This is a genomic window from Halanaerobium salsuginis, assembly GCF_900114545.1.
GTDB lineage: Bacteria > Bacillota > Halanaerobiia > Halanaerobiales > Halanaerobiaceae > Halanaerobium > Halanaerobium salsuginis.
This window is the reverse complement of record NZ_FOTI01000008.1, coordinates 13184-36642: the sequence shown is the minus strand read 5'-3', so window position 1 is coordinate 36642 and position 23459 is coordinate 13184. Positions and strand designations below refer to the sequence as shown.

The following is a 23459-nucleotide window of genomic DNA, read 5'->3' as shown; positions in this document are numbered from 1 at the left end:
TAAAGGATCATAATTAAAATTCAATTAGAAAACAACTACTATCGCAAATTAAAGTATTAAATCCTCTTTATGAGCAGCCGATTGTTCAAACTCATTTTTTTTAGACTCGTAACCATCACGACCAAAAATTCCATAAGTATAATTTTTACCAAGTTCAACTCCTGGCTGATTAAAGGCATTAATATTGAATAATTCGCCAGCAACAGCAGTCTGAAATTCAAAAAAGTAGAATAACTGTCCCAGAGTAAATTCATTTACAGCTGGTACTTTGACAGTTTGATTCATCCGGTTTCTTTTATTTAAAGCTAATTCAGTAGCTTCTTTTTCGGTATTAATTAATTCAGCAAAAGAATGCCCACCCAGATAACCAAGTCCAGCTAAGTCCTGATAGGCAGCAGGAATTTCAAGCTCTTGATTAAAACTCTCTACTTCCAGGAAAGTAATTATTTTATCATAAGGACCTTCCATATATAATTGCGCCTGTGAATGTTGATCTGTAGCTCCAAGTGCCTTAATTGGAGTTGGACCAACATTTACTTTTTCGCCTTCGCGATTAACTTCTTTACCCAGAGATTCTGCCCATAACTGTCGATACCAATCAGCTACATCTTTTAAGCGATCAGAATAAGGCATCATAACTGACATTACTTTTCCTTTTTCATAAGCCAGATAATGCAGAAGACCATTCACTAAAGCTGGATTTTGCCAGAAATCTGACTTACGACAAATTTTATCCATATAAGCTGCTCCAGCTAACAGAGCTTCAATATCAACTCCTGTCATAGCAGCTGACAATAAACCAACCGGAGTTAGTACAGAAAATCTTCCCCCAACATTATCTGGAATAAAGAATTTTTTCATTCCTTCTCGTTCAGCAATTTCAATTAAATAGCCTGAATCTTTACTAGTTGTAGCAATAAAATGTTCGCCAACATTTTCCTCACCAACGGCTTCTGCTACAATTTTACGGGCCAATAAGAACTGACTCATTGTCTCAGCTGTACTTCCTGATTTAGAAATAACATTAAATAATGTTTTGGCAGGATCAAGCTTATCTAGAAGAGCTTTAATTCCCTCTGGATCAACATTATCATTTACAAAAAGACGGGGATAACCATCTCTTACTTCAGTAAACATATTATAATAAGGGTCATTAATAGCAGTCTGTACAGCAATATTACCTAAGGCAGAACCCCCAATTCCTAAAACGACAAAATTATCAAACTTATCTTTCAATTCTGCAGCAGTTGCTTGCAGTTCTTTAACAACTTCTTTCTGCTGATAGGGAAGTTCCATAAAACCCATTTTGCCTTCCGCTTCAGCCTGTAATATATTTTTATGTGCTTGCAGTGCTTTATCTTTAGCTGCTTCTAATTCTTTCCTTGTCAGTCCATGTTCTTCACCAATCATTTCCGCAAAAACATTATTAATATCCAGTTTAATTCTTAAATCATCCTGTGACTGGATTTTCTTATTTGCAGACATAGTATTTCCTCCTTATGTTCTTATATTGCTACTTAGATTAATAATACTATCACAAGTATATATTTTTCAGCCTAATTTTGCAAGATTTTTTACATCTGATCTATGATATTGAGCAAATCTTTTAAACCTTTAAAATAAATACTTTATCTGCTATTATATATCGCTTTTTATAGATATAATTTTATAATTTGTAAATCACTTTACTTTTTTTGTTCAGTTTTAAACATATGATAATTATATTGATACCCCATCAGGGTATTTAGGAGGAGGATAATTTATGTATAAACTTTATTATATTGCTGGAGCAGCAATATTAATTTCTTTTTTAGCAGACCGTCAAAAAACTATTAATGGATTACTAATCGGTTGGAAAAAATTTTCTAAAATATTGGGAACTTATTTAAAATTATTAATCATTTTATCAATTATTTTATTAATATCTGATCAGTTTATCATTAACTATTTAGGAAACCAGGCTCCTTTTATCGGTCTTATCATGGGACTAATTATCGGTTCTATAACTATGATGCCGGGCTTTATTGCTTATCCTCTAGCGGGAATATTAGTAGCTCGTGGTGTTAATTATATGGTTGTTGCTGCTTTTATCACAACTTTAATGTTAGTTGGGGTGGCAACTTTTCCAGTTGAAAAAGAATATTTCGGAGTAAAAGCTACAATATGGCGTAATATTGCAGGTTTTATAATTTCAGCTTTAATTGCCCTGGTTACAGGAATTTTATATGGAGAGGTGTTAATTTAATGTCTAAAAAAATGCAAGATAAAACAAACTATTATTTATTCACTATTTTTGCCGCTTTTATATTTATTTCTTATCTAGTAAATTTTAATATCGGCAAAAAAATAGGAGCAAATTTTATGATTTTTTCTCGCGATATGATTGCAATTCTTCCACCAGCCTTTGTTTTAATCGGTTTATTTGATGTCTGGATTAGCAGGAAAAGCATTGAAAAAAATTTTGGTCACAGTTCAGGATTTAAAAAATATATTTATGCAATTTTATTAGCAGCAACTACTGTTGGAGGAACTTTTGTTGCTTTTCCAGTAGCAAATACTCTCTATCATAAAGGAGCAAACTACTCTGCTATTTTTGTTTATGTTAGCGCTTCTTCTTTAGTTATGATTCCTATGAGTGTCATGGAAGCTTCTATTTTGGGCGTTAAGTTTACTGCAATTAGAATTGGAGTTTCACTGCCTCTGGTAATAATTAGCTCAATTATTCTAGGTGATTTTTTTAGCAAAATTAATTATCAAATTCCAGAAATAGAATAATTTAATTAAAAAAATATATTAAAAAACAGCAGTTAAGAGATTTAAATTTCTTAACTGCTGTTTTATATTTGATCTATAATATTTTAAGAAATTAAAAAAGCCAATCTAGTATCCAACTTAAAATAGTTTATTCGAGATAACTATTCCAGAAAAAGGGCTGCCAACCAGCTTTAAAGTTTTTAACTTCACTACGAATAATGTGCAGACGACTATAATCAAGAATATTAAAATACGGTACTGAGTCCCACATTTCTGTCTCTAATTTTTCCATAATTTGATAACGTTTTTGGTAATTTACTTCCTGTAATAATTCTGCAAAAATCTGATCCATTTGATGTGATTCTTTACTATCCCAATTACTTATCCATTTATTAGTTCCAGTCCAACCCTGATGGATCTGAGGGTCAGGAACTACTTTAATAAAAGGAGAAAGATGAATATTCCATCCAGTTTTTTGGGATCTTTTTTCAACCACAGTTGGCCGATCAAAAAGCTGTAAGTCAACTTTAATTCCTATCTTTTCTAACTGATCTTTAATGGCAATTGCACCCTGCCGTTCCATCTCATTATCTTGACCACTTAAAATAACTAGCGGAGTCCCATCATAATTAGCTTTCTTTAATAATTCTTTTGCTTTTTCTGGATCATAGACTCCATAGATACCCTGACCAGCATTTTCAACATGCCAGGGATTTCCCTTTTCATGTAAAGCTGATTCCAGACGCCAAAACTTAGAATCACCAATCATTGCATACCCAAGTTCTTCAAAATCAAGAGCATAAACAATTGCCTGTCTGGCATATTTATTATTAAAAGGAGGAATACCATTATTAGTAATAAACATTGCCATTCGATCAGGATAAATAATTATATTTTTAATATCAGGATTAGCTTCAAAAAGCTGATATTGATCCCGGGGAACTTCTTCTGCAAACTGGAATTGGCCTGTCTGTACTCCAGAAACTCTTACTTGAGCATCTGGAATAAAATTAAAGACTATCTTATCATAATAGGCAGTTCTTTTACCTGCAAAAAAAGATGCTTCTAATGGACTGGGAGTATAATCATCAAACCTGGTTAGAACGAGCTTTTGATCAGGAATCCACTCAGCAAATTTGTAAGGGCCTGTTCCGACATGTTCTGTAATAACATCAGTTCCAAACTTATCTACTATTTCTTTAGAGCGTACTACAAATTTTTGATTTGAAACTGGTGAAGCCAATAAATTTAAAAATGGAGCATATGGTTCTTTAAATTTAAAGACCAAATTATAATTATCAATTTTCTCGACTTTGTCAAAATAAGGTTCAACCAGCTGCCCGGCATTATTAATTTTTAACCAGCGCTGAAAAGAAGCAATTACATCATCAGCATTCATAGTCTGCCCATTATGCATCATTACATTTTTTCTCAGTTTAACTTTATATTCAAGACCATTTTTTAGAACTTGGTAGCTTTCTGCTAAATGAGGCTGTAATTTTAAATTCTCATCAAACTCAAATAAGCCTTCATAAACATGATTCATCATTGTTGTAATCATTGAATCAGTTGAATTATCACTATCAAGATGAGCAACTGACATCTGAAAAGCAGCATTCATTGTACCACCATAATGCTCCTGATCTTGAGCAAATAAAGCTGTGCTAAAAGCAACTAAAAAAATAATCACCAGTAAACCAACATAGATACTTTTCTTTTTATTTAACATATTTTATCCTCCCTTTTTACTTTTTAAAACTATTTTTCAAATGTGGATCAAGTAAATCACGTAGACCATCACCTAAAAGATTTAAAGATAAAACGGATAAAATAATCATTATTCCAGGAGCAATTATCAGCCAGGGAGCAACCACCATATAATTTCTAGCTTCAGTAATCATAGCTCCCAGGCTAGGAGCAGGTGGCATAATACCTACACCAAGAAAACTAAGTGCAGCTTCATCTAGAATTGCCAGGGCAAAATTAAAAGTAGCCTGAACCATAATTGGAGAAGCAGAATTACGCAAAATATAAGCAGCTATAATCCGGCTATCTCTGGCACCAGCTGCCCGGGCAGATTCTACATAATCTAAGTCTTTAATTGCCACAACAGAACTCCTGACTATCCTTGCCATTTTAGGGAAATACGCAAAAGATAGAGCCAGAATTATATTTAATTTGCCAGCCCCCCAAATAGCAGCCAGGGAGATAGCAATTATGATCCCCGGAAAAGCCATTAAAGCATCTAGAATACGCATAATAAATTTATCGAGTCCAGGATAAAAACCAGCTAAAACACCAACAATTCCACCAGTAAGAACAGTCAGAAAAACTACTGCAAGGCCTACCTCCAGAGAAGCTCGCAAGCCATATAAAATCCGCGTAAAAACATCCCGTCCAAACTGGTCTGTACCCAGAAAATGAACTGCAGATGGCGCTTTGAGCCGATTACGAGCATCATTTCTGACCGGATTATAATTTGTTAATAACGGAGCTGCCAGGCTTAAAAAAAGTAATAAACTCAGGATTATAATTGAAGTTATAATATAAGGATGTTTATATCTACGATATTTTTTAAGCAATTTAGTTCTAGCCCCTTTAATTATAGCGTATTTTAGGATTTAAAAAAGCATAACTTAAGTCAACTAATAAATTTAATATTATATAAATTACTGCTACAAAAATTATACAAGCCTGGATAACCGGTATATCACGCCGCATAATAGCATTTATCGCTAAAAAGCCTGTGCCTGGAATAACAAAAATAGTCTCGACTATCCAGGTTCCTCCTAATAAAACTGCAAAATTATGACCAATCACAGTAATTACAGGCAGCATAGAATTTTTCAAAGCATGCTTAAAAACTATGATTTGACCAGGTAAGCCTTTACTTTTAGCTGTTCTAATATAATCCTGCTTTAAAGTATCAAGCATAGCGCTTCTGGTCATTCTTGCAATTAACCCCGCCTGCATAAAAGCCAGCGTTACCGCAGGAAGAATAATATATTTAAAACTAGCTAATCCAGCCTCAGCAAAGGATTCATAGCCACTAACAGGCAGCCAACGTAATTTAACCGAAAATAAAAACATTAGTATTAAAGCAAGCCAGAAACTAGGAATAGAAATTCCAAATAAAGAAGCTGTAATTGCCAGCTGGTCTAATAATTTACGATGTTTTACAGCTGCCAGAATTCCTAATAAAATACCAGCAGTAACTCCTAAAATTTCTCCTGTTACTGCTATTAAAAAAGTTGGTTTCATTCGCTGAATTAAAATCTGAGCTACTGGAGCATTTAAATAAAGAGAGTCTCCAAGATCACCTCTAATTATTTGCTGCAGCCAGCTAAAAAACCTTACTAAAAGCGGCTGATCAAAGCCAAGACTTTGATTTAAGCGATTAACTTCTTGTTCTGTTGCCATGTTACCTAAAATAACCCGGACTGGATCACCTGGCATTAAATTTGTAATAAAAAAAGCAATTACTGCTACTATCATAATGATTGGAACTAATAACAGTAACCGCTTAATTATATAATTACGCAATCTTTTCACTTCCCAATTATGATTAAATTTACATTTAATTTGTAGCAATAATTGCCTTTATTTAACAAACAAAGTTTTCTTTTTATATTATCACAACTAATTAAATTAATCAATTTAAGCTAATTTAATCAAATTGGAACTAGCCTGGTTAAGCAAGTTAGTTCGCAAAAGCTGCTGCTATTTTTGCTCCTACTTCTGCATTATTTCTAACTAGAGCAATATTAGTTTTTAAACTTTCCCCTGCGGTAATTTCTTTAATTTTATCGAGTAAAAAGGGTGTTATTTCTTTACCACTTACTCCAGCTTGATCTGCCTCTTTTAAAGCTAAATCTATTTTTTCATTAATTATATTAGCTTCAATCTGATCGGCTTCTGGAACTGGATTGGCAATTAAAACTCCTCCTTCAAGTCCAATTTCCCATTTTGAACGAATAATTTCGGCTGCTATTTGTGGATTATCTACCTTATAGTCACAATTAAAGCCACTATGACGGCTGTAGAAAGCAGGAAATTCGGCAGTTTGATAGCCTAAAACTGGCACACCAAAAGTCTCCAACTTTTCTAAAGTTAAACCAAGATCAAGAATTGATTTAGCACCAGCTGCAATAACTGCAACAGAGGTTTTCTTTAATTCTTCCAGATCAGCTGAAATGTCAAAAGTATTTTCTGCTCCCCGATGTACCCCGCCAATACCACCAGTAACAAATATTTTAATGCCAGCTAAATCAGCAGCAATCATTGTCCCTGCAACTGTTGTAGCACCATGCTTTTTAGCAGCAAGTACATATGGCAAATCCCGCCGGCTAACTTTGAGTACATCATCAGATTTGCCAAGAAATTCAACTTCTTTTCTAGTTAGTCCAACTTTTATTTTACCTGAAATAATACCAATTGTAGCAGGCACAGCACCATTTTCGCGAATTATTTCTTCTATTTCCAATGCTGTATCAATATTTTCTGGGTAAGGCATACCATGAGCAATAATTGTCGATTCTAGAGCAACCACCGGTTTGCCAGCTGCTATTGCCTCTTTAACATCGGACTTGATTTCTAGATATTTATTTAAATTTTTCATTAATAAACCCTCCTAAATAATGTAATCAATCTTTTTTAAATAATTTTTGCTGCCAGTTTAACTTAATTTATTTTATTGGCAGCCTAATTCTAAATTTGCTAGCTCTGGACTGCAGGTCTGCTTACTTTTAATAGTTATCGCAGCTGCTTTTATGCCTAATTTTATTGCTGATTCAACAGCCAAGCCTTCATTTAATCCAGCTGCAAAAGCAGCAGTTAATGCATCTCCTGCCCCAGTTGTCTCTCCAATATCTGTTTTCTTAACTACTTCAGCTGGAAAATGTTTGCTTACTGCTCTATCTTGCTCTCTATTAAAATAATATGCCCCCTGGTTACCAGCACTGACTATCATTGCAGGCAGATCATTTTGCTGCTGATAAATATTAAATATTCTTGTTACTCTTTCAGTTATAGTCAGAGGGTCAGGATAATCTGCTTCTGACAGAGTTTTAATGGCCAACAATACTTCAATTTCAACTAGATTAGCCCGCAAGTAATCTAATTGATCCAGCCTATTTTTTAATTTCAAACTTTTTTCAAGTGAAACTGTATCAGCAATTTTTATCATATTTTGAGCAAAAGTTAGTTCAAATAAAAAATCAATTGCTGTTTGATCTAAATTAGTATCAAAAATTAATAGAGCAGCATTTTCTATTATTTTTCTTTTTTTAGTTAAGTAACATTGATCTATTTCTTTTAAAATTCTCATATCATTAACAGCCCCAAGCAGTTCACCATTATCATCAAGATGTGCTAGATAAATTCCAGTTTTATTATCTGGAGCTGCAGTAATTTTCAATTGACTAAGATCAACACCAGCTGCTTCAGTCTCCATCTGAAGTTTACGCCCGAAATGATCATCACCAACAACTGATAAAAGCAAGACATCCTGATCTAAGAGAGCCAGATTTTCGGCAATATTACGGCCAACTCCGCCCAAACTTTCTTCTATCCAGCCTGGACTTGAAGTTCCACTAATATAATTTGGACTATAACCTTTAATATCAAGATTTGCTCCCCCAACCACAACTATCTTTTTCTCTGGCGCAGTAATATAGCCTTTACCAAGTAGGTAGCCTTTAGTGCTTAAATGATGGATATAAGTTCCCACAGCTGATTCTGAAATTTTTAGCTTAGCTGCAATTTCATCTCGTTTAATTAAAGCATCATTTTTAATCAGCTCTAAAACTTCTTTTTCCCGTTCAGTTAGATTATCTATTAGTGCCACCGCCTTTCTTTTAAATTTTTGTTTATTCATTTAAATTATTGTTTAAATAGATTCTAACAGATTTCTGCTGATTTGTAAATAGTTCTGGCAAAAAAAAGCCGCCCAGAGGGCGGCAATTAATTTTGCTATGTTAATTCTAAAATGAAATTCAACTCTAAAGTAAGTTAAATTTATGCTTCAACTTCAATTTCTTTGAAGCCTTCCCAATGTCCATGCAGATTACAGAAAGCATAAACACGGAGCTTACAGGATTCTTCTAATTTCACATTTAAAGTAGCTTCTGCTTTCATGTCAGGAGTAAAATCTACTCTAGCAAGATTTGCATAGTCAGCATACAGGTCAAAATACTGAATATAGTGATCTGTACCCATTGGATGAGTAATTTCTTTGCCAAAAGTAACTGTTACTTCAAAGTACTCACCTTTTTTTACTTTATCAGGTGCCTGAATATAAGGAACATGTTTCTTTTCTAAAGCTGTCTTATCTTCACCAGTGTGTTCCAGTTTCTTAAGATCATAATAACCCATTTTAAATTCCTCCTTTAAGATTTTAAAACTACTTATTAATTTATTAACAAATTTAACCGGCTAAAAATTAACCAGTTAAAAACTTATTAACTAACTTTTTTAAATTTATTTTAACATTATTAAAAAAGACTTTTGAGTTAAATAATTATTTTCTAAAAATATGAAATTTCTCTTTAGGCCGTCCACAAACCGGACATTTTTCAGGTGTATCATCAATTACTGTATGACCACAAACTTCACAGATACTAACAAATTCTATATCAATATCCTCACCTTGATCAACTTTTTCTTTAGCTTCACGGTACAATTTAGCATGAATTTGTTCTGCTTCCAATGAATAATGGAAAGACCGAACCGCATCTGATTCACCTTGTTCTTTAGCAACTAAACTATATGTAGGATACATTTGCTCAACTTCAAATTCTTCTCCTGCAATAGCGCCAACCAGATTTTCAGAAGTTGTTCCAAGACCAAATTCTCCTCCAGAAGCAACTAAAAAGTCACCATCAACATTTTCGTGGGCTGTAAAGTGATTACCAGCATGAACTTCTTCTGCATAAGCAATAGCTTCGAATAACAGAGCTACATTTTCAAAGCCTTCTTCTGCTGCTTTTTTACCCCAAACTTTATAACGCTGGTAAGCCATACTTTCGCCACCATAAGCAGAACGTAGATTTTGAGCTGTCATATCATTTTTAACCATTTTTTCTACCTCCAGTTATTAATAATTATTACTGTTAATAGTATAGCACCTTCTCATCAAAACTGTCAAGAATAGATCCTAATAAATCTAAAAAAGCAGAGTATCCTTACTTACATAGTATATATTTCTCGTTTAACTAAAGATATCCTGCTTTTTTTAAAAATAAAAGCTATTTCTAATTTAAATTTAATCTAATAACACTTACTATTTGCTTTTTCTAAGTCTCATTTTTTCATTTAAAATCTTTTTACGTAATCTAATTGCCTGAGGAGTAATTTCTACTAATTCATCATCATTAATAAATTCCAGAGCCATCTCTAAAGTGAATTTCTTAGCTGGAGCAAGATTAATTGCATCATCAGATCCAGAAGCCCGCACATTGGTCAATTTTTTATTTTTACAGGCATTAACAGTTAAATCATTATCGCGATTATGCAAACCGATAATCATTCCTTCGTAAACTTTTGTTCCTGGTTCAATAAACATCTGACCTCTATCTTCCAGATTAGATAGAGCATAACCCATAGCTGTTCCCTGCTGATTAGAAATTAAAACTCCATTCTGACGCTGAGGAACTTCACCTTTAAATGGCTCGTAACTGGCAAAAGATCTAATTAAAGTACCTTCACCACTTGTATCATTAATAAATTCGCTACGGAACCCAATTAATCCTCTGGTTGGCACCAAATATTCTAAATGGACATAGTCAGCATCGGGCAGCATAGCCTGCATAATACCTTTACGTTGATTCAATTTATTAATTATTGTTCCTGAATATTTTTCTGGCAACTCAATCATAACTTTTTCAATTGGCTCATATTTTTTCCCATCAATTTCTTTCATCAGCACTTCGGGTTTAGAAACAGAAACTTCATAACCCTCTCGCCGCATATTTTCTAATAAAATTGAAAGATGAAGCTCTCCTCTTCCTGAAACTTTAAAAGCCTCTGTATTTTCAGCTTTTTCAACTCGCAGGCCAACATTAACCTCTAATTCTCTTTCTAATCTTGCCTTAAGATGCCTGGTAGTTAAATACTGACCTTCTTGTCCAGCAAAAGGAGAATCATTAACCAGAAAATACATCGCCAGAGTTGGCTCAGCAATCTCGATCATCGGCATTGGATTAACCTTACCGGAATCACAAATTGTTTCTCCAATTGAGATATCAGGAATACCAGCTATTGAGACAATTTCTCCACTGTAGGCAGTTTCTACGGCATTTTGATTAAGTCCTTCATAAACAGAGAGCTTGCTTATTTTTGCTTTTTCAACTGTACCATCTCGTTTAGAAACTTCTACCTGCTGTCCATCTTTAACAGTTCCTTGATAAACACGACCAATTCCAATTCTACCTAAATAATCATCATAGGCCAGATCATAAACCTGCAGCTGAAGTGGTTTTTCATCCAGATCAGGATAACTGGGTACATTTTTAATAATAGTTTCAAAAAGAGGAGTTAAATCCTTACTTTTACCATCTAAATCATAAAAAGCTTTACCGTTAACTGCTACTCCATAAATAACAGGAAATTCCAGCTGTTCATCACTGGCATCAAGATCAATAAATAAATCTAAAATTTCATCCCGAACTTCTTCTGCCCGCTGATTATTTTTATCTATTTTATTGATAAATACAATTGGTTTAATTCCTTTTTCCAGTGACTTTTTAAGCACAAATCTAGTCTGGGGCATAGGACCTTCGGCGGCATCTACAATTAGAATAGCCGAATCAACTGCCTTTATTACTCGCTCAACTTCCGAAGAAAAATCAGCATGACCTGGTGTATCAACAATATTAATTTTAACACCATTATGCTCAATAGCACAGTTTTTAGAATAGATAGTAATCCCTCTTTCTCGCTCAAGATCATTACTATCCATTACACAATCAACAACTTCTTGATTTTCTCTAAAAACACCACTCTGATTCAAAAACGCATCTACCAGAGTTGACTTTCCAGCATCAACATGAGCTATAACAGCTAAATTAATTATTTCTTTCTTTTCCACTTTAAAAATCCTTTCTCTTATAAAGTCAACTTAACTTCCTTATTTTTAAATTTATTATTTAAATTTTAGTTATGGTCACAATCACAATTAATTATCTCAAATTATAATTTCTAAATTAATTAATAATTATAATTCTAATTGGGACACACTAAAACTAGCTATAATTTCTTAAATAATCAAAAAAGCCCTGACTACTTAAAAAGCAATCAGGGCTTTCAATTCTATTATAAAACTTATTTATTTGCTTTATAATTTAACGATATTAGCAGCTTGAGGGCCACGGTCGCCTTCTACGATTTCGAATTCCACTTCTTCGCCTTCTTCAAGGTTTTTGAATCCATCTTCTTGAATAGCTGAGAAATGTGCGAACACGTCGTCTCCATCTTCTCTTTCAATAAAGCCAAAACCTTTTTTGCCATCAAACCACTTAACTGTTCCTGTGTAAATCATTAAATAATTCCTCCTATTTTTCACAATGGAAATGTTACTTGTTTTTTGTTTTCCATCTCATATAGTGTAGCACTAATATTTACTTATGTCAACAGTTATTTTAAAATAACTTTAATTTTTTCCAAAAAAGTATTGAAAACTAATTTTTTCTACCTAATTTGAATATCAACAGCTAAAAATTAAACCCCCACTTATTTAGCAAAGTGAAGGTTTAATAGAACATATTTAATTAATAGTAATAATTTATTATTTAATATCTGTTATCACTTAAACACATCTTTATTTTCTCAGCAACAACTACTGCCATCTTATCTTTACCAGCCTGCAGATATTGCCGTGGATCATTAGCTTCTGGATTAGAAGTAAAATATTTTTTAACCCCAGCAGCAAAAGGTATTTTCAATTCTGTTGCAATATTAACTTTAGTAATTCCTAGTTTAATACTCTGCTGAACATCTGCTTTACTAATCCCTGAAGCTCCATGTAAAACAAGTGGAATAGAAACTCTCTTTCTAATTGCCTGCAGACGATCAAAATCTAATTTAGGTTCATAATCATACAAACCATGGGCAGTCCCAATTGCTACTGCCAGTGAATCAATTCCAGTTTGCTGAACAAAGTTAACTGCCTGATCAGGGTCAGTATATTTAGAATCAGCTTCAGCCACCTGGTGATCATCTTCTCGCCCAGCAAGTGCCCCAAGTTCCGCTTCAACAGTTACTGTTCGGGGCCAGGCATAAGCGACAATTTCTTTAACTCGACGTACATTTTCAGCAAAATCATACTCTGAAGCATCTATCATTACTGATTTTGTACCTAAATCAATTGATTCTTTAATCTGATTAAAATCTTTATGATGATCAAGATGCAGAGCAATTGGAATTTGATATTTAGCTGCTGCTGTTTCAGCAATACTTTGTATATAATCTCTCCCAGAAAATTTAAAGGTTCCTGGAGTTGCTGCCAGAATAACAGGTGACCTTAATTTTGCTGCTGTTTCAACAACTACCTTTAGTGTTTCGAGATTATGAATATTAAAAGCAGGGACAGCATAATGCCTTTTTTGAGCATCAAGCAGCATATTTTTTGTATTTATTAACATTGTATTCACCTCAGTTGAGATTCAATAAATTAATTTTTATTCAGCCAAATTTAAATTGTTAGCTATAATAGTAGCTTAATGATTAGTCAAAACATCAATTACTTCTGTTTTATTTTGAGCAGCCATTAATTTTTCCCTGAAATCAGCATGAACTAAATTACGAGAAAGCTGAGCCAGCAGCTTGAGATGCTGATCATGAGAATTTTCTGGTACAGTGATCAGAAAAAACAAATAACTTAGTTTTTCATCCATCGATTGATAATCAATTCCAGACTGAGAACGTCCAAAAATAACAGCTGGCTTTTTCACTGCTGAACTCTTGACATGGGGAATTGCTACTCCCTTGCCTACTCCAGTAGTACCTTTAGCTTCTCGCTCCAGAGCAGCAGTAATTATCTGCTGCTGATCAGTAATTACTCCTGCAGCTGCTGCAACTGCTGCTAATTCTTCTATAACAGCTTGTTTACTCTGACTTTTTAAATTAAGTTTGATTAATTCTTCATTAATAAATTCATTTATTTCCATCTTTATACACCTTTTCATTCTTTTTTATTTTAATTTCTATTTGGCAGTTAGCTTCCGATTGCTGTGCTTACGATAAAAACCATAGAGCAGAGCTCCAACTAAAGAACCTAATAAAATAGTTCCTACCCACAAAAATGGCTTATTAACCAACGGCAAGATTAAAAATCCACCATGAGGAGCTGGTACTTCAATTTGCAGCATATAAGTTAAAACTGCAGAAATAGAGGACCCAATCATTAAAATTGGAATAACAACTAGAGGATTTTGAGCAGCAAATGGTATTGCTCCCTCAGTTATATGGGTTGAGCCTAAAATATAGTTAACTAATCCGTTAGCTTTTTCTTCTTCAGTAAATTCTTTTCTAAAAATAGTGGTAGCCAGAGCTGTTAGAAGTGGTGGTGTAATACAGGCAGCAGAAACACCAGCCATAAACTCATAATTACCTTCTCCTAAAAGCATTGTACCTGTAATATAAGCCGCTTTATTGACAGGTCCTCCCATATCAAAAGCACTCATACAACCAATTACTATTCCTAAAATAATTGGATTAGCAGTCTGAATAGCCTCTAACTGGGCTTTTAAAGCCTGATTAGCAGCAGAAACCGGTGCTCCCAGAAGATACATTAAAGTTCCAGAAATAAAAATTCCAATCAGGGGTAATAAAAAGATTGATTTTAAACCTTCGAGCTGTTTAGGAAAATTAGCCATTAATTTTTTACAATAAGCCATTAAATAACCAGCAAAAAATCCGATTAGAATTCCACCTAAATAACCAGCCCCAGTATCTCGAGCTACAACTCCTCCTACAAAACCAGCAGCTAAACCAGCTTTATCAGCAATTGAAAAAGCAATATAACCTGCTAGAATTGGTACCATCAAACCAAAAGCTGTGCCACCTAATTGATTTAACATTGCTGCAATAGCATTATATTGGTCACTATTGGGATCAGCCGAATGAATTCCCCAGAGAAAAGAAACAGCTATTAAAATTCCGCCTCCAACTACAAAAGGTAGCATCTTGGAAACTCCATTCATCAAATGTTTATAAATCTGTCTTCCAATTGAAGCATTTGCTGCCTTTTCTGGTTGGGACTGTTTAACCCCCTGTCTTATTTCTGCTTCACCAGCTAAAATTTGTTCAATTAATTCCTCAGGACGATGAATACCATCTTGAACCGAGGTATCAATAACAGCTTTACCATTAAAACGATCAAGATTAACATCAACATCAGCAGCGACAATTACTCCCTCTGCTGCTTCAATTTCAGCTGCAGTTAATCTGTTTTCTACACCAGAAGCTCCATTAGTCTCTACCTTAATTTCAACCTCAAGTTTTTTGGCTGCTTCCTGTAAAGATTCCTGAGCCATATAAGTATGTGCAATACCAGTTGGACAACCAGTAACAGCTACAATTTTTTTCATTTATTTAACCTCCTTGATTTGCAAAACTTCTAAGTATTCTTCCACTTTTTTTAATTCGCCTCTACCAGCTGATTCAGCGACATTAGCCCCTGTAGCTGAAGCTTGTTTTAAAGCTAATTCTAAATTATCAGGCTGATAAATCCATTCTGATAAAAAAGCAGCTAGAGCAGAGTCTCCCGCACAGGCTGAACTGCAAAGTTCGATCTCCGGAGCATTACAATAATAAATTTTTTTCCTATTTGAAAAATAAAGCCCTTTTTCTCCCATTGTTAAAAGAATATTTCTAGCACCAAGCTTATGGATCTCTTGTAAAGAGGCTTTAATCTCTGCTTCAGTACTTGTAGCAAGAGAAAATATCTGGTTAACTTCATCATCATTAGGTTTAATTAAAAGTGGCTGATAGTTCAATAAGTCTTTTAGTTTGCTGGAACTAATATCGAGAATAACCTCAATTCTATTTTTTTGACATATTTCTAAAATTTCGTTATAATAACTTTCTTTAATTCCTTTTGGTAAACTGCCGCTTATAACAAGATATTGACAGTCATCGAGATTATTTAATAAATCAAGAAATTCCAGCTGTTTTTTTCGGCTAACAAAAGAGCCCTTATTAACAATCTTATACTCATCTTTTCCATCATTGAGGAAAATATTGATTCTGGTAGCTTCTTCTACTAAAACCGCTTTATTAGGAATATCTTTAGCAGCAAGTTCATCTAAAATGAATTTACCTGAAAAACCTCCAAAAAATCCTAACACTGTCGATTGAACATTAAAATGTTTTAAAATTAGTGAAACATTAACTCCTTTTCCGTTTTCAGAATAACTAGTAGATTTAGTCCTATTAACTACTCCTGGTCTAATTTTATTACTTTCTATATTCATATCAATAGCTGGATTAGTTGTTAATGTGTAAATCATTGCTTCCCCCCTCTCAGCTCATTTTCAGTATATAATAAGAGGCTGAAAATGTCTTTCCAGTTTCTGAAAAGATTTTCAGCCTCAATTAGTTAATAACTATATTCAAATGAGTTTTATTTATTTTCTTCAGCCTGAACTAAGTAATCAACAACAATTCGAGAAATAGTATATAGTGGAAGTCGGGAACTTACTTCAAAATTTTTAATTGAATGATGCTCATGTTTGTAACCCTGCAAAAAAACATTTGATAATTCTTTTAAAGGAGTATTTTCAGCACAACAGCAGCTAATTACCCGGGCATCAATTGAAACTGCATTTTCTGCTGCTATTAATAATGATTCTGTTTGACCATAAAGCGAAAAAATATAAATTAAATCCTGAGGATGAAGATTTTCACCAGTTAAGCTCTTAATAATATTGGGATCAGCAATCTGAAATGTATTAAAACCAAGGAGCTGCAGTTTAAGTGAAAATTCCCGGGCCACCAGCTCAGATAAGCCGCGTGCAATAACATAGATTTTACGTGAATTTCTAATAATATCTACTGCCTCTAAAATATTAGCTAAAGACAAATATTCAATTGTATTTGAAATTTCTAGCAAAGACTTCTCGCGAGCATCATTTAGAGGTTTTGATTTTTCTTTATTGTTTAATCTCTCTGAAATTAAATATCGCAGTTCTGAGAAACCAGCCAGCTGACATTTTTTTACTGCCCGTGAAACACTGGCTGGTGAAGTATAAGTTTCTTCGGCTAGATCTATAATAGACATTCCTGGTATCTTTTGATAATTTTCGTTGATATAATTAATGATCTGCTTTTCTGTATTGGTAAGTTCAGCCAGCAGTTCTTTATTTAACTTAATGATCATAGCAACCTCCTTTTAAACATTTTTAATAACTTACAGGCTTATTATAGCATAAAAAAAAACAGGTTTTAAAACCTGTTTTTCAGATAGCCACAGCTTAAATGGTCCGCACAATCGGGACTGCCAGGTCTGCACTCAACTAAAGAGTCTGGTAAACCAGCCGGCTGATTACTATGTGACTTCAGATTTTTTAAAATATTAATTAATTTATCAATTTCTTTTTTATCTCCATAAGCTTCAAGAACTGAGCTACCAGCAGCACTGCCAATTCCACCTGCTCCAATTGCATAACAGTTAACTTCTGCCAGGAGCTTAACTGCCTCAAGCTCTGTAATCAAATGACCAGGCAGTAAAATCAATCCAACTGCCATTCCCCAGGCTAAATCTATGTTTTCTCTATTAATTTGATCAGTCAGCTGCCTTAAATTACCTGGAATTAACTTTTCAAGACCAGCTGTAATTAAACAATTAACGTTTCTATTACGCCAATAAACAATTGATCTACCTGCTTTACCCCCACCAGAGCTACCAGCCATTAAAGCTGCCTGTCCTCTAGCATCAATAGCATTAGCTCCACAAATTACCAGGTCGTCTGGCCCAAGTGTTTGCGAAATAGTTAAAATTTCTGGATCAACACTAACTATATTTCCTTTTTCAACTAAAATACTATGCGGAAGATTACTTTTTTTAGCAGCAGCAGTAGTTCCCCGGGCTGTAATTCGGCCTGAAATTCGCAGCGGATAATCATAAAGCAGTTCAGTTAATCTAGAAACTGTTGTACCACCTTTAAAAAGTATCTTACCAGCTTTAACTGCCTGCTTAAACACACTATGTTTGCTAACTGCGATAACAATTAACTCTTTAGCCTGTTCAACAGTTAAGGTAAATTGAATTCTTTTTTTGACCATTTCAAGTTACTCCATTCAGTTTGAATTTACTAATGATTTTTTCATAAACAGGATACATATCTTTTTCTGTGGAATAATTTCTGATTTCAGATAGAGGTATCCATTTTACGCCTTTATTTTCATCAGGCTTAATTTGCAGCTTATCTTTTTCTGCCGCTTGCAATAAATAACTTAAATTTAGATGCAGATGACCAGCAACAAAATTGTTATTTTTACAATGGGCAAAAACAGGCAGCAGATCGAGAGCATAAATTTCTCGACTCAAAGCCCTAATATTTTTAACTCCTGTTTCTTCTATCAACTCTTGTCTAGCAACCTGAAATAAATTATCATTTCCATCAGCATGACCACCTGTCCAGGCCCAGGAGTCATAAATATTATGATAAACCATTAATGTCTTATCTTTATTTTCATTTAGAGTAAAAGCAGAAGCAGTTAGATGGGCAACTTCATTTTCTCTAGTTAGCAAATCCGGAAAAATTTCAAAACAATCTAAGATTACCCTTTGAGCTGCTGCCTCCTGTTCATTAAAAGGGTGATAATTTTTAATTTGTTTTACCAAATTCATAATTTAACCTCACCTTTACTTTAGACCCATTCTCATTTTAACCTGATTCAATGTCTGGACTGCTATAGTCTGAGCACGCTCACGACCTTCATTCAATACCTTTGTTAAATAATCTTCTGCCTCCATTAACTGCTGATATTTATTTTGGATAGGACGCAAAGTTTCTACCACAACCTCAACCAGGTCTTGCTTTAATTTACCATATCCCGAGCCAGCAAAATGATTTTCGATCTCTGTTCGACTTTCTCCAGTTAGAGCTTCATATAAAACCAGCATATTTTTTACACCAGGTGAAGCATATTCAAATCTAGTCTCCCGGTCAGAATCAGTTGTTGCTTTCATAATAGTATTTTTAATTTTAGCTGGCGAATCAAGTAACCCAATTGCATGTCGATCAGAAACTTCAGCTCTGCTTTTACTCATTTTATTAGTTGGCTCATCAAATCCCATTATTCTAGCACCACTACGCCTAATTAATTTTTCTGGCAATTTAAAAGTGGGCTGATAAAGATGATTAAAACGCTGCGCAATATCACGGGTAATTTCAATATGTTGAGTTTGATCTTCACCAACTGGCACTAAATCTGTCTGATAAAGCAAAATATCGGCTGCCATTAAAACAGGATAATCAAATAAACCAGTTCCAACTGATTCCACATTTTCTGATTTAGATTTATATTGAGTCATTCTTTCTAGCCAGCCAATTGGAGTTACGCAATTTAAAAGCCAGGTCAATTCAGCATGAGCTGGAACCTGAGATTGAACAAAAATTGTTGATTGTTCAGGATCAATCCCTGAGGCAAGATAAAGTGCTGCCGCCTCTCTCACTTTTTGCCGAAGATAATCTGCCGTAATATTTTCTGGAATTGTTAATGAATGTAGATCAACTATGCAAAAAATATTATCATATTTAGCCTGATTTTCAACCCAGAGGCTTAAAGCTCCAATATAATTACCAATGTGAATTTGTCCTGTCGGCTGAATACCAGAAAAAACACGTTTTTTAGCTGTTTTTGAATTCATAAATTTAAGTTCACTCCTACCTTTTTAAATTAATTTTATAATTAGTAAATTAGGAGGTCAAGTAGCTGGCTCACATTGTCAGCTAACTATAAAAATAATAACTGCTCTCCCAATTATTTTAAGATATTCTTAAAAGATTCTAGCTAAAATAGTTTAGATCAATTATACTACTAAAACAACAAAAGATGCAAAATAAGAAATTTATTCTGCATCTTAACTAATTATTAAATTTAATTTTTAAATCAAACTTAAACAGCTATAAAACTGGAGGGTTTTATTATTTAAATAAATTTTTTAATCAACTAAGTTGAAGCTCTGCCAGAAAACTTTCTCCACTTTCCGGTGCCTTAACAGTTAGATAATCAGCAATTGTTGCCGCTATGTCAGCTAGACTGGCCCGTGGATCAAATTTTTGAGCTTTAATTCCAGGTTGATAAACTAAAAGAGGAACTTCTTCTCTTGTATGATGACTATGACCAACAGTTGGATCATCTCCATGATCAGCTGTAATAATCAGTAAATCATCCTCTTTTAGTTGGGACAAAATATCTGGTATTTTGGAATCAACTAATTTTAAGACTCGACCATATTCAGCTGCATCTTGTTGATGTCCAGCTAAATCTGTTTCTTGAACATTAACTGCTATTAAACCACTTTCAACTTCTTCTAACCTGCTTAACATTAAAGATAGAACCTGTTCAGTTGCTACTGCTGGTAATTTTTCGCGAGCTTGTGGACAGTGAATAACATCCTGTACTTTACCAATCAATCTAACATCACAATCCTGTTCAGCCAGAATAGAACTTATTTGCTTACGATGATCAATTCCATAACCTAAATGAATTACCTGATAACCTTCACCATAGACTCCAGAAGCTGTTGAATTAACTCCTGTTATTTGAGAATTTGGGCTTTCAATACTATCTATAATTTGCTTAGTAGTTGTATTTTTACCAGCTAGAGCAATAATTCGACTAACCTTTACTGCAGCTCGAACTGTTTTACCAACTGCCAGCACAGTATCAAAATTAATCTCATCCAGAGAGGCACTAACATTATAAATCTGTCCATAATCAGCTTCGATATTATCTGCAACAACTATCTTTTCATTTACTAATAGATAAGGGTGATTCTGATCTGGAACTGTTACTTGATAACCTGCTTTTATCAAAGCAGCTGCGACCTCGTGATAAACTTCTTTAAAGGGCTGAATTTTAGGATGAGTTGGACTTGAACCCATAATTTCCTGATGTCCCATAAAGGTATCTGCTCCATCATAGGATAGTCTGGCTCGACTATAAGCAGCATTAATTTCAGCTGCTAGCGGCTTGCTTTCAGTTAAACTAGCCGCTGCTTTCAGACCCAATTTATTTAAATTGGGTAATTCTAAATCTGGATTACTTGTTAAAACATTAGCTAAAGTATTTGCTGTCCTATCCTGCAGACGTTGCTGTTCTGCAAGATCATCCATTGCTCCAATTCCTAATCCATCTAAGATTAATAAAATAGCTCTTTTGCTCATAGTAGTTCCTCCTTTTTAGATAGCAGCTGGCCCTGACTATTATAAATACCATGTAATTTTAATTTACCAGTCTGGATTCCACTTACAACTGCTACCTGAGCTCTAGTAACAAAAATTTGAGTTCGAAAAGCCAGTAAAGCTGTATCCCCAACTTTAAGCTTAGCTGAGCTATTATCTAGAGCTGCATAATAATCTATCATCTCAGCAGCCGGCTGACTGGCTGAATATAGTTTTGATTCTACCTGATAGTTATCTCCAGCAGCTAAAGCATATTTTAAATGAGAACGGCTATAAAATCCTCCTCCAAAAATATAGGCCTGCTGATCTAAAAGATGGGACACTTCCGAAAGATAGAGTAAAGCTGGCTTTTCTCCCTGATCAGCATAAGCATGATAGGGGGTTGTTCCGGTTAAGCCATGACCTGGTTCGCCATGAGTAGCACCAACTTCAGCTAACATACTAATAGTTTTCTGACAGGTCACACTTGGAGTATTTAGCTGTTTAATTTTAATTCCGTATTTTTGAGCTAAATCAGCTGCTGTTTTAACTACTAATTCTAAATTAGGTGTAGTTTTAATTACTTTAGTTTCGTAATCAAATAATAAACAGGGGAAAGCAGTTAAACCGGCTAAAGTTATTCCTTTTAATTTAATAATTTCTGTTACAAACTTATCCAGCTCAGTTAAGCTAATTCCTCCCATCTGCCCCTGATAATTAAAAGAATCTGGACTGTATATTCTTAACATAATTGGCTGCACTTTTCCCTGAGCCAGAGCAATTTCGGAAATTCTTTTTGCCTTAGCAAGACTATATACTGTCATAATTTCCGGTTGATAAAAAATTATCTCAGCCAGCATAGTATCTGGAACTTGAACTAAATGACCAACATTTCCCAATTTAATACCAGCCTGGGCCAGAGTTCTGGCTTCCCAGGGATCAACAGCAACTGCTTTTTCAATCCCTGCTGCAGATATTGCTTTAGCAACTAATGGATTACGTCCCAACTGCTTAGTCATAAAATAAAGTTTGAAATTATAGTGAGCTGCTTCTTTTGCCATTAAGGCTGCATTGGCCTTAATCTGGTCAAGGTCTAAAATATATGTATTTGCTTCCAGTATCTCTTTGCGGTGTAAATAGAAAGCTGTCTCAATTAATTCTGGATTTCGCTGCTGCATTTTCTCTAAAAACATAATTATCACTACCTTTATAAATTGGCTAAAGTTTTTTTAATAATTTTCAGTATTGTATCGGCTCCAGCCCGCATTGGATTAATTCTAACTAAATAATTTTCTGCGGCTGGATCCTGCTCTCGAAATGTTCCTGATATTCTGTAAAACATAGCTCCAATCTCATAACAAGATTCTGAACCAACTGGGTAAGGAACTCCTCCATATTGATTAACTTTAGCCAAAAATTCTTTAGCAATTGCCTGTTTAAATTTCATAATCACTACTTTGGATTGAGCATTAGCAATAAAAGAACTTTCTACTGCTGATATTTCTCCTTGATTTAAACGTTCATTTACCTCAGCTACACTTTTGGCCTGAACTGCAAGAATTACTGGAGCAGTTACCATTGCCCGTAAAGCAGCCATAGCTTCTGGTCCCTGCACCTGACTACCTCCAGAATAGTTTATTTTCTTAACAGCAGTTAGATATTTATTTTTCCCTAATAAAAGGCCTATTCCAGCAGGTCCCTGCAGTTTAAATAGAGAAAATGTACTTAGGTCAGCTCCTGCCTGAACCCCAATTTTTTTAACTTTTAGAGCAGCATAATTATCATCAGTAATTATTGGTATAGCTGGATATTTTGTTTTTAAAATTTTAATTACTTTATTAAAATCATAGTGATCATCAATTCGCTGCCGACTGTGTTGAACTAAAATAGCAGCAAAATCTTTATCAGGCAATAATTTTATATCAGCAGTACTCTGGAGTTGATTAAAATCAAATTTAATAATTGCTAAGCCCATACTATCTAGAGTTACTTTAGTTGTTGGATAAATTGGAGCAGCATGGACTAATACAGATTCATTTACTTTAAGATTAGCATTAAAAAAAGATCTTAAAGCACCTGTTCCTGCTCCCCTAACTAAAAGAGCCTGTTCTACATCAAAAAAATCAGCCAATACTTGTTCTACTTTATGAGTAAAACGAGGCTGCTTTAGATCAGGATCAAGCCCATAGTCACCTCCGTTTAGAAGTTCTGTTCCTTTAAATTCATTTTGAATTGTATCAACTAATTGATATTGTAATTGAACTGCTTCATTAATAGTTAATGACTGCAGTGGATAAGTTTTCATCTTTTAACCTC

The 23459-nt window shown here is 34.2% G+C and carries 23 protein-coding genes; 2 read left to right on the top strand and 21 right to left on the bottom strand.

Going from position 1 to position 23459, the window contains the following annotated elements; genetic code table 11:
• Positions 1 to 48: 48 nt before the first annotated feature.
• The gene (locus tag BMZ74_RS04305; protein ID WP_089860272.1) at positions 49 to 1485 is read right to left on the bottom strand and encodes a glucose-6-phosphate isomerase; all 1437 of its coding nucleotides are present in this window, start codon (positions 1483 to 1485) and stop codon (positions 49 to 51) included.
• A gap of 277 nt (positions 1486 to 1762) precedes the next feature.
• Between BMZ74_RS04305 and BMZ74_RS04300 the strand changes: the two genes are divergently transcribed.
• The gene (locus BMZ74_RS04300; RefSeq protein ID WP_089860269.1) at positions 1763 to 2245 is read left to right on the top strand and encodes a hypothetical protein; all 483 of its coding nucleotides are present in this window, start codon (positions 1763 to 1765) and stop codon (positions 2243 to 2245) included.
• The gene (locus BMZ74_RS04295; protein ID WP_089860266.1) at positions 2245 to 2775 is read left to right on the top strand and encodes a permease; all 531 of its coding nucleotides are present in this window, start codon (positions 2245 to 2247) and stop codon (positions 2773 to 2775) included. Before BMZ74_RS04300 ends, BMZ74_RS04295 begins: the two co-directional genes overlap by 1 nt.
• Before the next feature lie 127 nt (positions 2776 to 2902).
• Here BMZ74_RS04295 and BMZ74_RS04290 read toward each other — a convergent pair whose 3' ends face one another.
• From BMZ74_RS04290 to BMZ74_RS04195, 20 genes are all read right to left on the bottom strand, one after another.
• On the bottom strand, positions 2903 to 4483 hold the full coding sequence (locus BMZ74_RS04290; RefSeq protein WP_245750808.1) for an ABC transporter substrate-binding protein: 1581 nt from the start codon (positions 4481 to 4483) through the stop codon (positions 2903 to 2905).
• 16 nt (positions 4484 to 4499) lie between these two features.
• Positions 4500 to 5336: an ABC transporter permease gene (locus BMZ74_RS04285; RefSeq protein WP_089860263.1), complete on the bottom strand. Its 837-nt coding sequence runs from the start codon at positions 5334 to 5336 to the stop codon at positions 4500 to 4502.
• A gap of 16 nt (positions 5337 to 5352) precedes the next feature.
• Positions 5353 to 6306 (bottom strand): ABC transporter permease, encoded by a 954-nt coding sequence (locus BMZ74_RS04280; protein WP_245750813.1) that lies wholly within the window; start codon positions 6304 to 6306, stop codon positions 5353 to 5355.
• Between the two features lie 148 nt (positions 6307 to 6454).
• Positions 6455 to 7372, bottom strand: coding sequence for a pseudouridine-5'-phosphate glycosidase (locus BMZ74_RS04275; RefSeq protein ID WP_089860256.1), 918 nt, complete (start codon positions 7370 to 7372; stop codon positions 6455 to 6457).
• A gap of 72 nt (positions 7373 to 7444) precedes the next feature.
• On the bottom strand, positions 7445 to 8629 hold the full coding sequence (locus tag BMZ74_RS04270; RefSeq protein WP_089860252.1) for a PfkB family carbohydrate kinase: 1185 nt from the start codon (positions 8627 to 8629) through the stop codon (positions 7445 to 7447).
• A 140-nt stretch (positions 8630 to 8769) separates the two neighbouring features.
• Positions 8770 to 9126, bottom strand: a complete 357-nt coding sequence (locus BMZ74_RS04265; RefSeq protein ID WP_089860248.1) for a class II SORL domain-containing protein — start codon at positions 9124 to 9126, stop codon at positions 8770 to 8772.
• 145 nt (positions 9127 to 9271) lie between these two features.
• Positions 9272 to 9829, bottom strand: a complete 558-nt coding sequence (locus BMZ74_RS04260) for a rubrerythrin family protein (protein WP_089860245.1) — start codon at positions 9827 to 9829, stop codon at positions 9272 to 9274.
• Between the two features lie 204 nt (positions 9830 to 10033).
• Positions 10034 to 11839, bottom strand: coding sequence for a translational GTPase TypA (gene typA / locus BMZ74_RS04255; protein ID WP_089860241.1), 1806 nt, complete (start codon positions 11837 to 11839; stop codon positions 10034 to 10036).
• A gap of 246 nt (positions 11840 to 12085) precedes the next feature.
• On the bottom strand, positions 12086 to 12289 hold the full coding sequence (locus BMZ74_RS04250; protein ID WP_089860238.1) for a cold shock domain-containing protein: 204 nt from the start codon (positions 12287 to 12289) through the stop codon (positions 12086 to 12088).
• A 250-nt stretch (positions 12290 to 12539) separates the two neighbouring features.
• Complete coding sequence (locus BMZ74_RS04245) at positions 12540 to 13391, bottom strand: tagatose-bisphosphate aldolase subunit GatY (protein ID WP_089860233.1); 852 nt, start codon at positions 13389 to 13391, stop codon at positions 12540 to 12542.
• 75 nt (positions 13392 to 13466) lie between these two features.
• On the bottom strand, positions 13467 to 13916 hold the full coding sequence (locus BMZ74_RS04240) for a PTS sugar transporter subunit IIA (RefSeq protein WP_089860229.1): 450 nt from the start codon (positions 13914 to 13916) through the stop codon (positions 13467 to 13469).
• A gap of 36 nt (positions 13917 to 13952) precedes the next feature.
• Entirely contained in the window at positions 13953 to 15338 is a 1386-nt protein-coding gene (locus tag BMZ74_RS04235; protein ID WP_089860225.1) for a PTS fructose transporter subunit IIC, read from the bottom strand.
• Positions 15339 to 16259 (bottom strand): 1-phosphofructokinase, encoded by a 921-nt coding sequence (gene pfkB, locus BMZ74_RS04230; RefSeq protein WP_089860222.1) that lies wholly within the window; start codon positions 16257 to 16259, stop codon positions 15339 to 15341.
• A gap of 113 nt (positions 16260 to 16372) precedes the next feature.
• Positions 16373 to 17128 (bottom strand): MurR/RpiR family transcriptional regulator, encoded by a 756-nt coding sequence (locus tag BMZ74_RS04225; protein WP_089860218.1) that lies wholly within the window; start codon positions 17126 to 17128, stop codon positions 16373 to 16375.
• Between the two features lie 65 nt (positions 17129 to 17193).
• Positions 17194 to 18033, bottom strand: coding sequence for a hypothetical protein (locus BMZ74_RS04220; RefSeq protein WP_089860215.1), 840 nt, complete (start codon positions 18031 to 18033; stop codon positions 17194 to 17196).
• Position 18034: 1 nt separating this feature from the next.
• Complete coding sequence (locus BMZ74_RS04215; RefSeq protein WP_089860212.1) at positions 18035 to 18601, bottom strand: NUDIX hydrolase; 567 nt, start codon at positions 18599 to 18601, stop codon at positions 18035 to 18037.
• A 15-nt stretch (positions 18602 to 18616) separates the two neighbouring features.
• Entirely contained in the window at positions 18617 to 19624 is a 1008-nt protein-coding gene (gene trpS, locus BMZ74_RS04210; RefSeq protein WP_089860209.1) for a tryptophan--tRNA ligase, read from the bottom strand.
• Between the two features lie 298 nt (positions 19625 to 19922).
• Positions 19923 to 21146, bottom strand: coding sequence for a phosphopentomutase (locus tag BMZ74_RS04205; protein WP_089860206.1), 1224 nt, complete (start codon positions 21144 to 21146; stop codon positions 19923 to 19925).
• Positions 21143 to 22336 (bottom strand): alanine racemase, encoded by a 1194-nt coding sequence (locus BMZ74_RS04200; RefSeq protein ID WP_089860202.1) that lies wholly within the window; start codon positions 22334 to 22336, stop codon positions 21143 to 21145. The genes BMZ74_RS04205 and BMZ74_RS04200 overlap by 4 nt, the downstream gene beginning before the upstream one ends.
• Before the next feature lie 14 nt (positions 22337 to 22350).
• Positions 22351 to 23448, bottom strand: a complete 1098-nt coding sequence (locus BMZ74_RS04195; protein WP_089860198.1) for an aminotransferase class V-fold PLP-dependent enzyme — start codon at positions 23446 to 23448, stop codon at positions 22351 to 22353.
• Between the last annotated feature and the right edge of the window lie 11 nt (positions 23449 to 23459).

What these genes read in the sequence shown, in the direction of transcription:
- BMZ74_RS04295 (WP_089860266.1), top strand. Translation starts at nt 2,245, where the DNA reads ATGTCTAAAAAAATGCAAGATAAAACAAACTATTATTTATTCACTATT.
- BMZ74_RS04245 (WP_089860233.1), bottom strand. Translation starts at nt 13,391, where the DNA reads ATGTTAATAAATACAAAAAATATGCTGCTTGATGCTCAAAAAAGGCAT.
- BMZ74_RS04270 (WP_089860252.1), bottom strand. Translation starts at nt 8,629, where the DNA reads ATGAATAAACAAAAATTTAAAAGAAAGGCGGTGGCACTAATAGATAAT.
- BMZ74_RS04195 (WP_089860198.1), bottom strand. Translation starts at nt 23,448, where the DNA reads ATGAAAACTTATCCACTGCAGTCATTAACTATTAATGAAGCAGTTCAA.
- BMZ74_RS04300 (WP_089860269.1), top strand. Translation starts at nt 1,763, where the DNA reads ATGTATAAACTTTATTATATTGCTGGAGCAGCAATATTAATTTCTTTT.
- BMZ74_RS04290 (WP_245750808.1), bottom strand. Translation starts at nt 4,483, where the DNA reads ATGTTAAATAAAAAGAAAAGTATCTATGTTGGTTTACTGGTGATTATT.
- BMZ74_RS04200 (WP_089860202.1), bottom strand. Translation starts at nt 22,336, where the DNA reads ATGTTTTTAGAGAAAATGCAGCAGCGAAATCCAGAATTAATTGAGACA.
- BMZ74_RS04235 (WP_089860225.1), bottom strand. Translation starts at nt 15,338, where the DNA reads ATGAAAAAAATTGTAGCTGTTACTGGTTGTCCAACTGGTATTGCACAT.
- BMZ74_RS04275 (WP_089860256.1), bottom strand. Translation starts at nt 7,372, where the DNA reads ATGAAAAATTTAAATAAATATCTAGAAATCAAGTCCGATGTTAAAGAG.
- BMZ74_RS04205 (WP_089860206.1), bottom strand. Translation starts at nt 21,146, where the DNA reads ATGAGCAAAAGAGCTATTTTATTAATCTTAGATGGATTAGGAATTGGA.
- BMZ74_RS04305 (WP_089860272.1), bottom strand. Translation starts at nt 1,485, where the DNA reads ATGTCTGCAAATAAGAAAATCCAGTCACAGGATGATTTAAGAATTAAA.
- BMZ74_RS04250 (WP_089860238.1), bottom strand. Translation starts at nt 12,289, where the DNA reads ATGATTTACACAGGAACAGTTAAGTGGTTTGATGGCAAAAAAGGTTTT.
- BMZ74_RS04240 (WP_089860229.1), bottom strand. Translation starts at nt 13,916, where the DNA reads ATGGAAATAAATGAATTTATTAATGAAGAATTAATCAAACTTAATTTA.
- BMZ74_RS04265 (WP_089860248.1), bottom strand. Translation starts at nt 9,126, where the DNA reads ATGGGTTATTATGATCTTAAGAAACTGGAACACACTGGTGAAGATAAG.
- BMZ74_RS04215 (WP_089860212.1), bottom strand. Translation starts at nt 18,601, where the DNA reads ATGAATTTGGTAAAACAAATTAAAAATTATCACCCTTTTAATGAACAG.
- trpS (WP_089860209.1), bottom strand. Translation starts at nt 19,624, where the DNA reads ATGAATTCAAAAACAGCTAAAAAACGTGTTTTTTCTGGTATTCAGCCG.
- BMZ74_RS04260 (WP_089860245.1), bottom strand. Translation starts at nt 9,829, where the DNA reads ATGGTTAAAAATGATATGACAGCTCAAAATCTACGTTCTGCTTATGGT.
- BMZ74_RS04220 (WP_089860215.1), bottom strand. Translation starts at nt 18,033, where the DNA reads ATGGTCAAAAAAAGAATTCAATTTACCTTAACTGTTGAACAGGCTAAA.
- BMZ74_RS04225 (WP_089860218.1), bottom strand. Translation starts at nt 17,128, where the DNA reads ATGATCATTAAGTTAAATAAAGAACTGCTGGCTGAACTTACCAATACA.
- pfkB (WP_089860222.1), bottom strand. Translation starts at nt 16,259, where the DNA reads ATGATTTACACATTAACAACTAATCCAGCTATTGATATGAATATAGAA.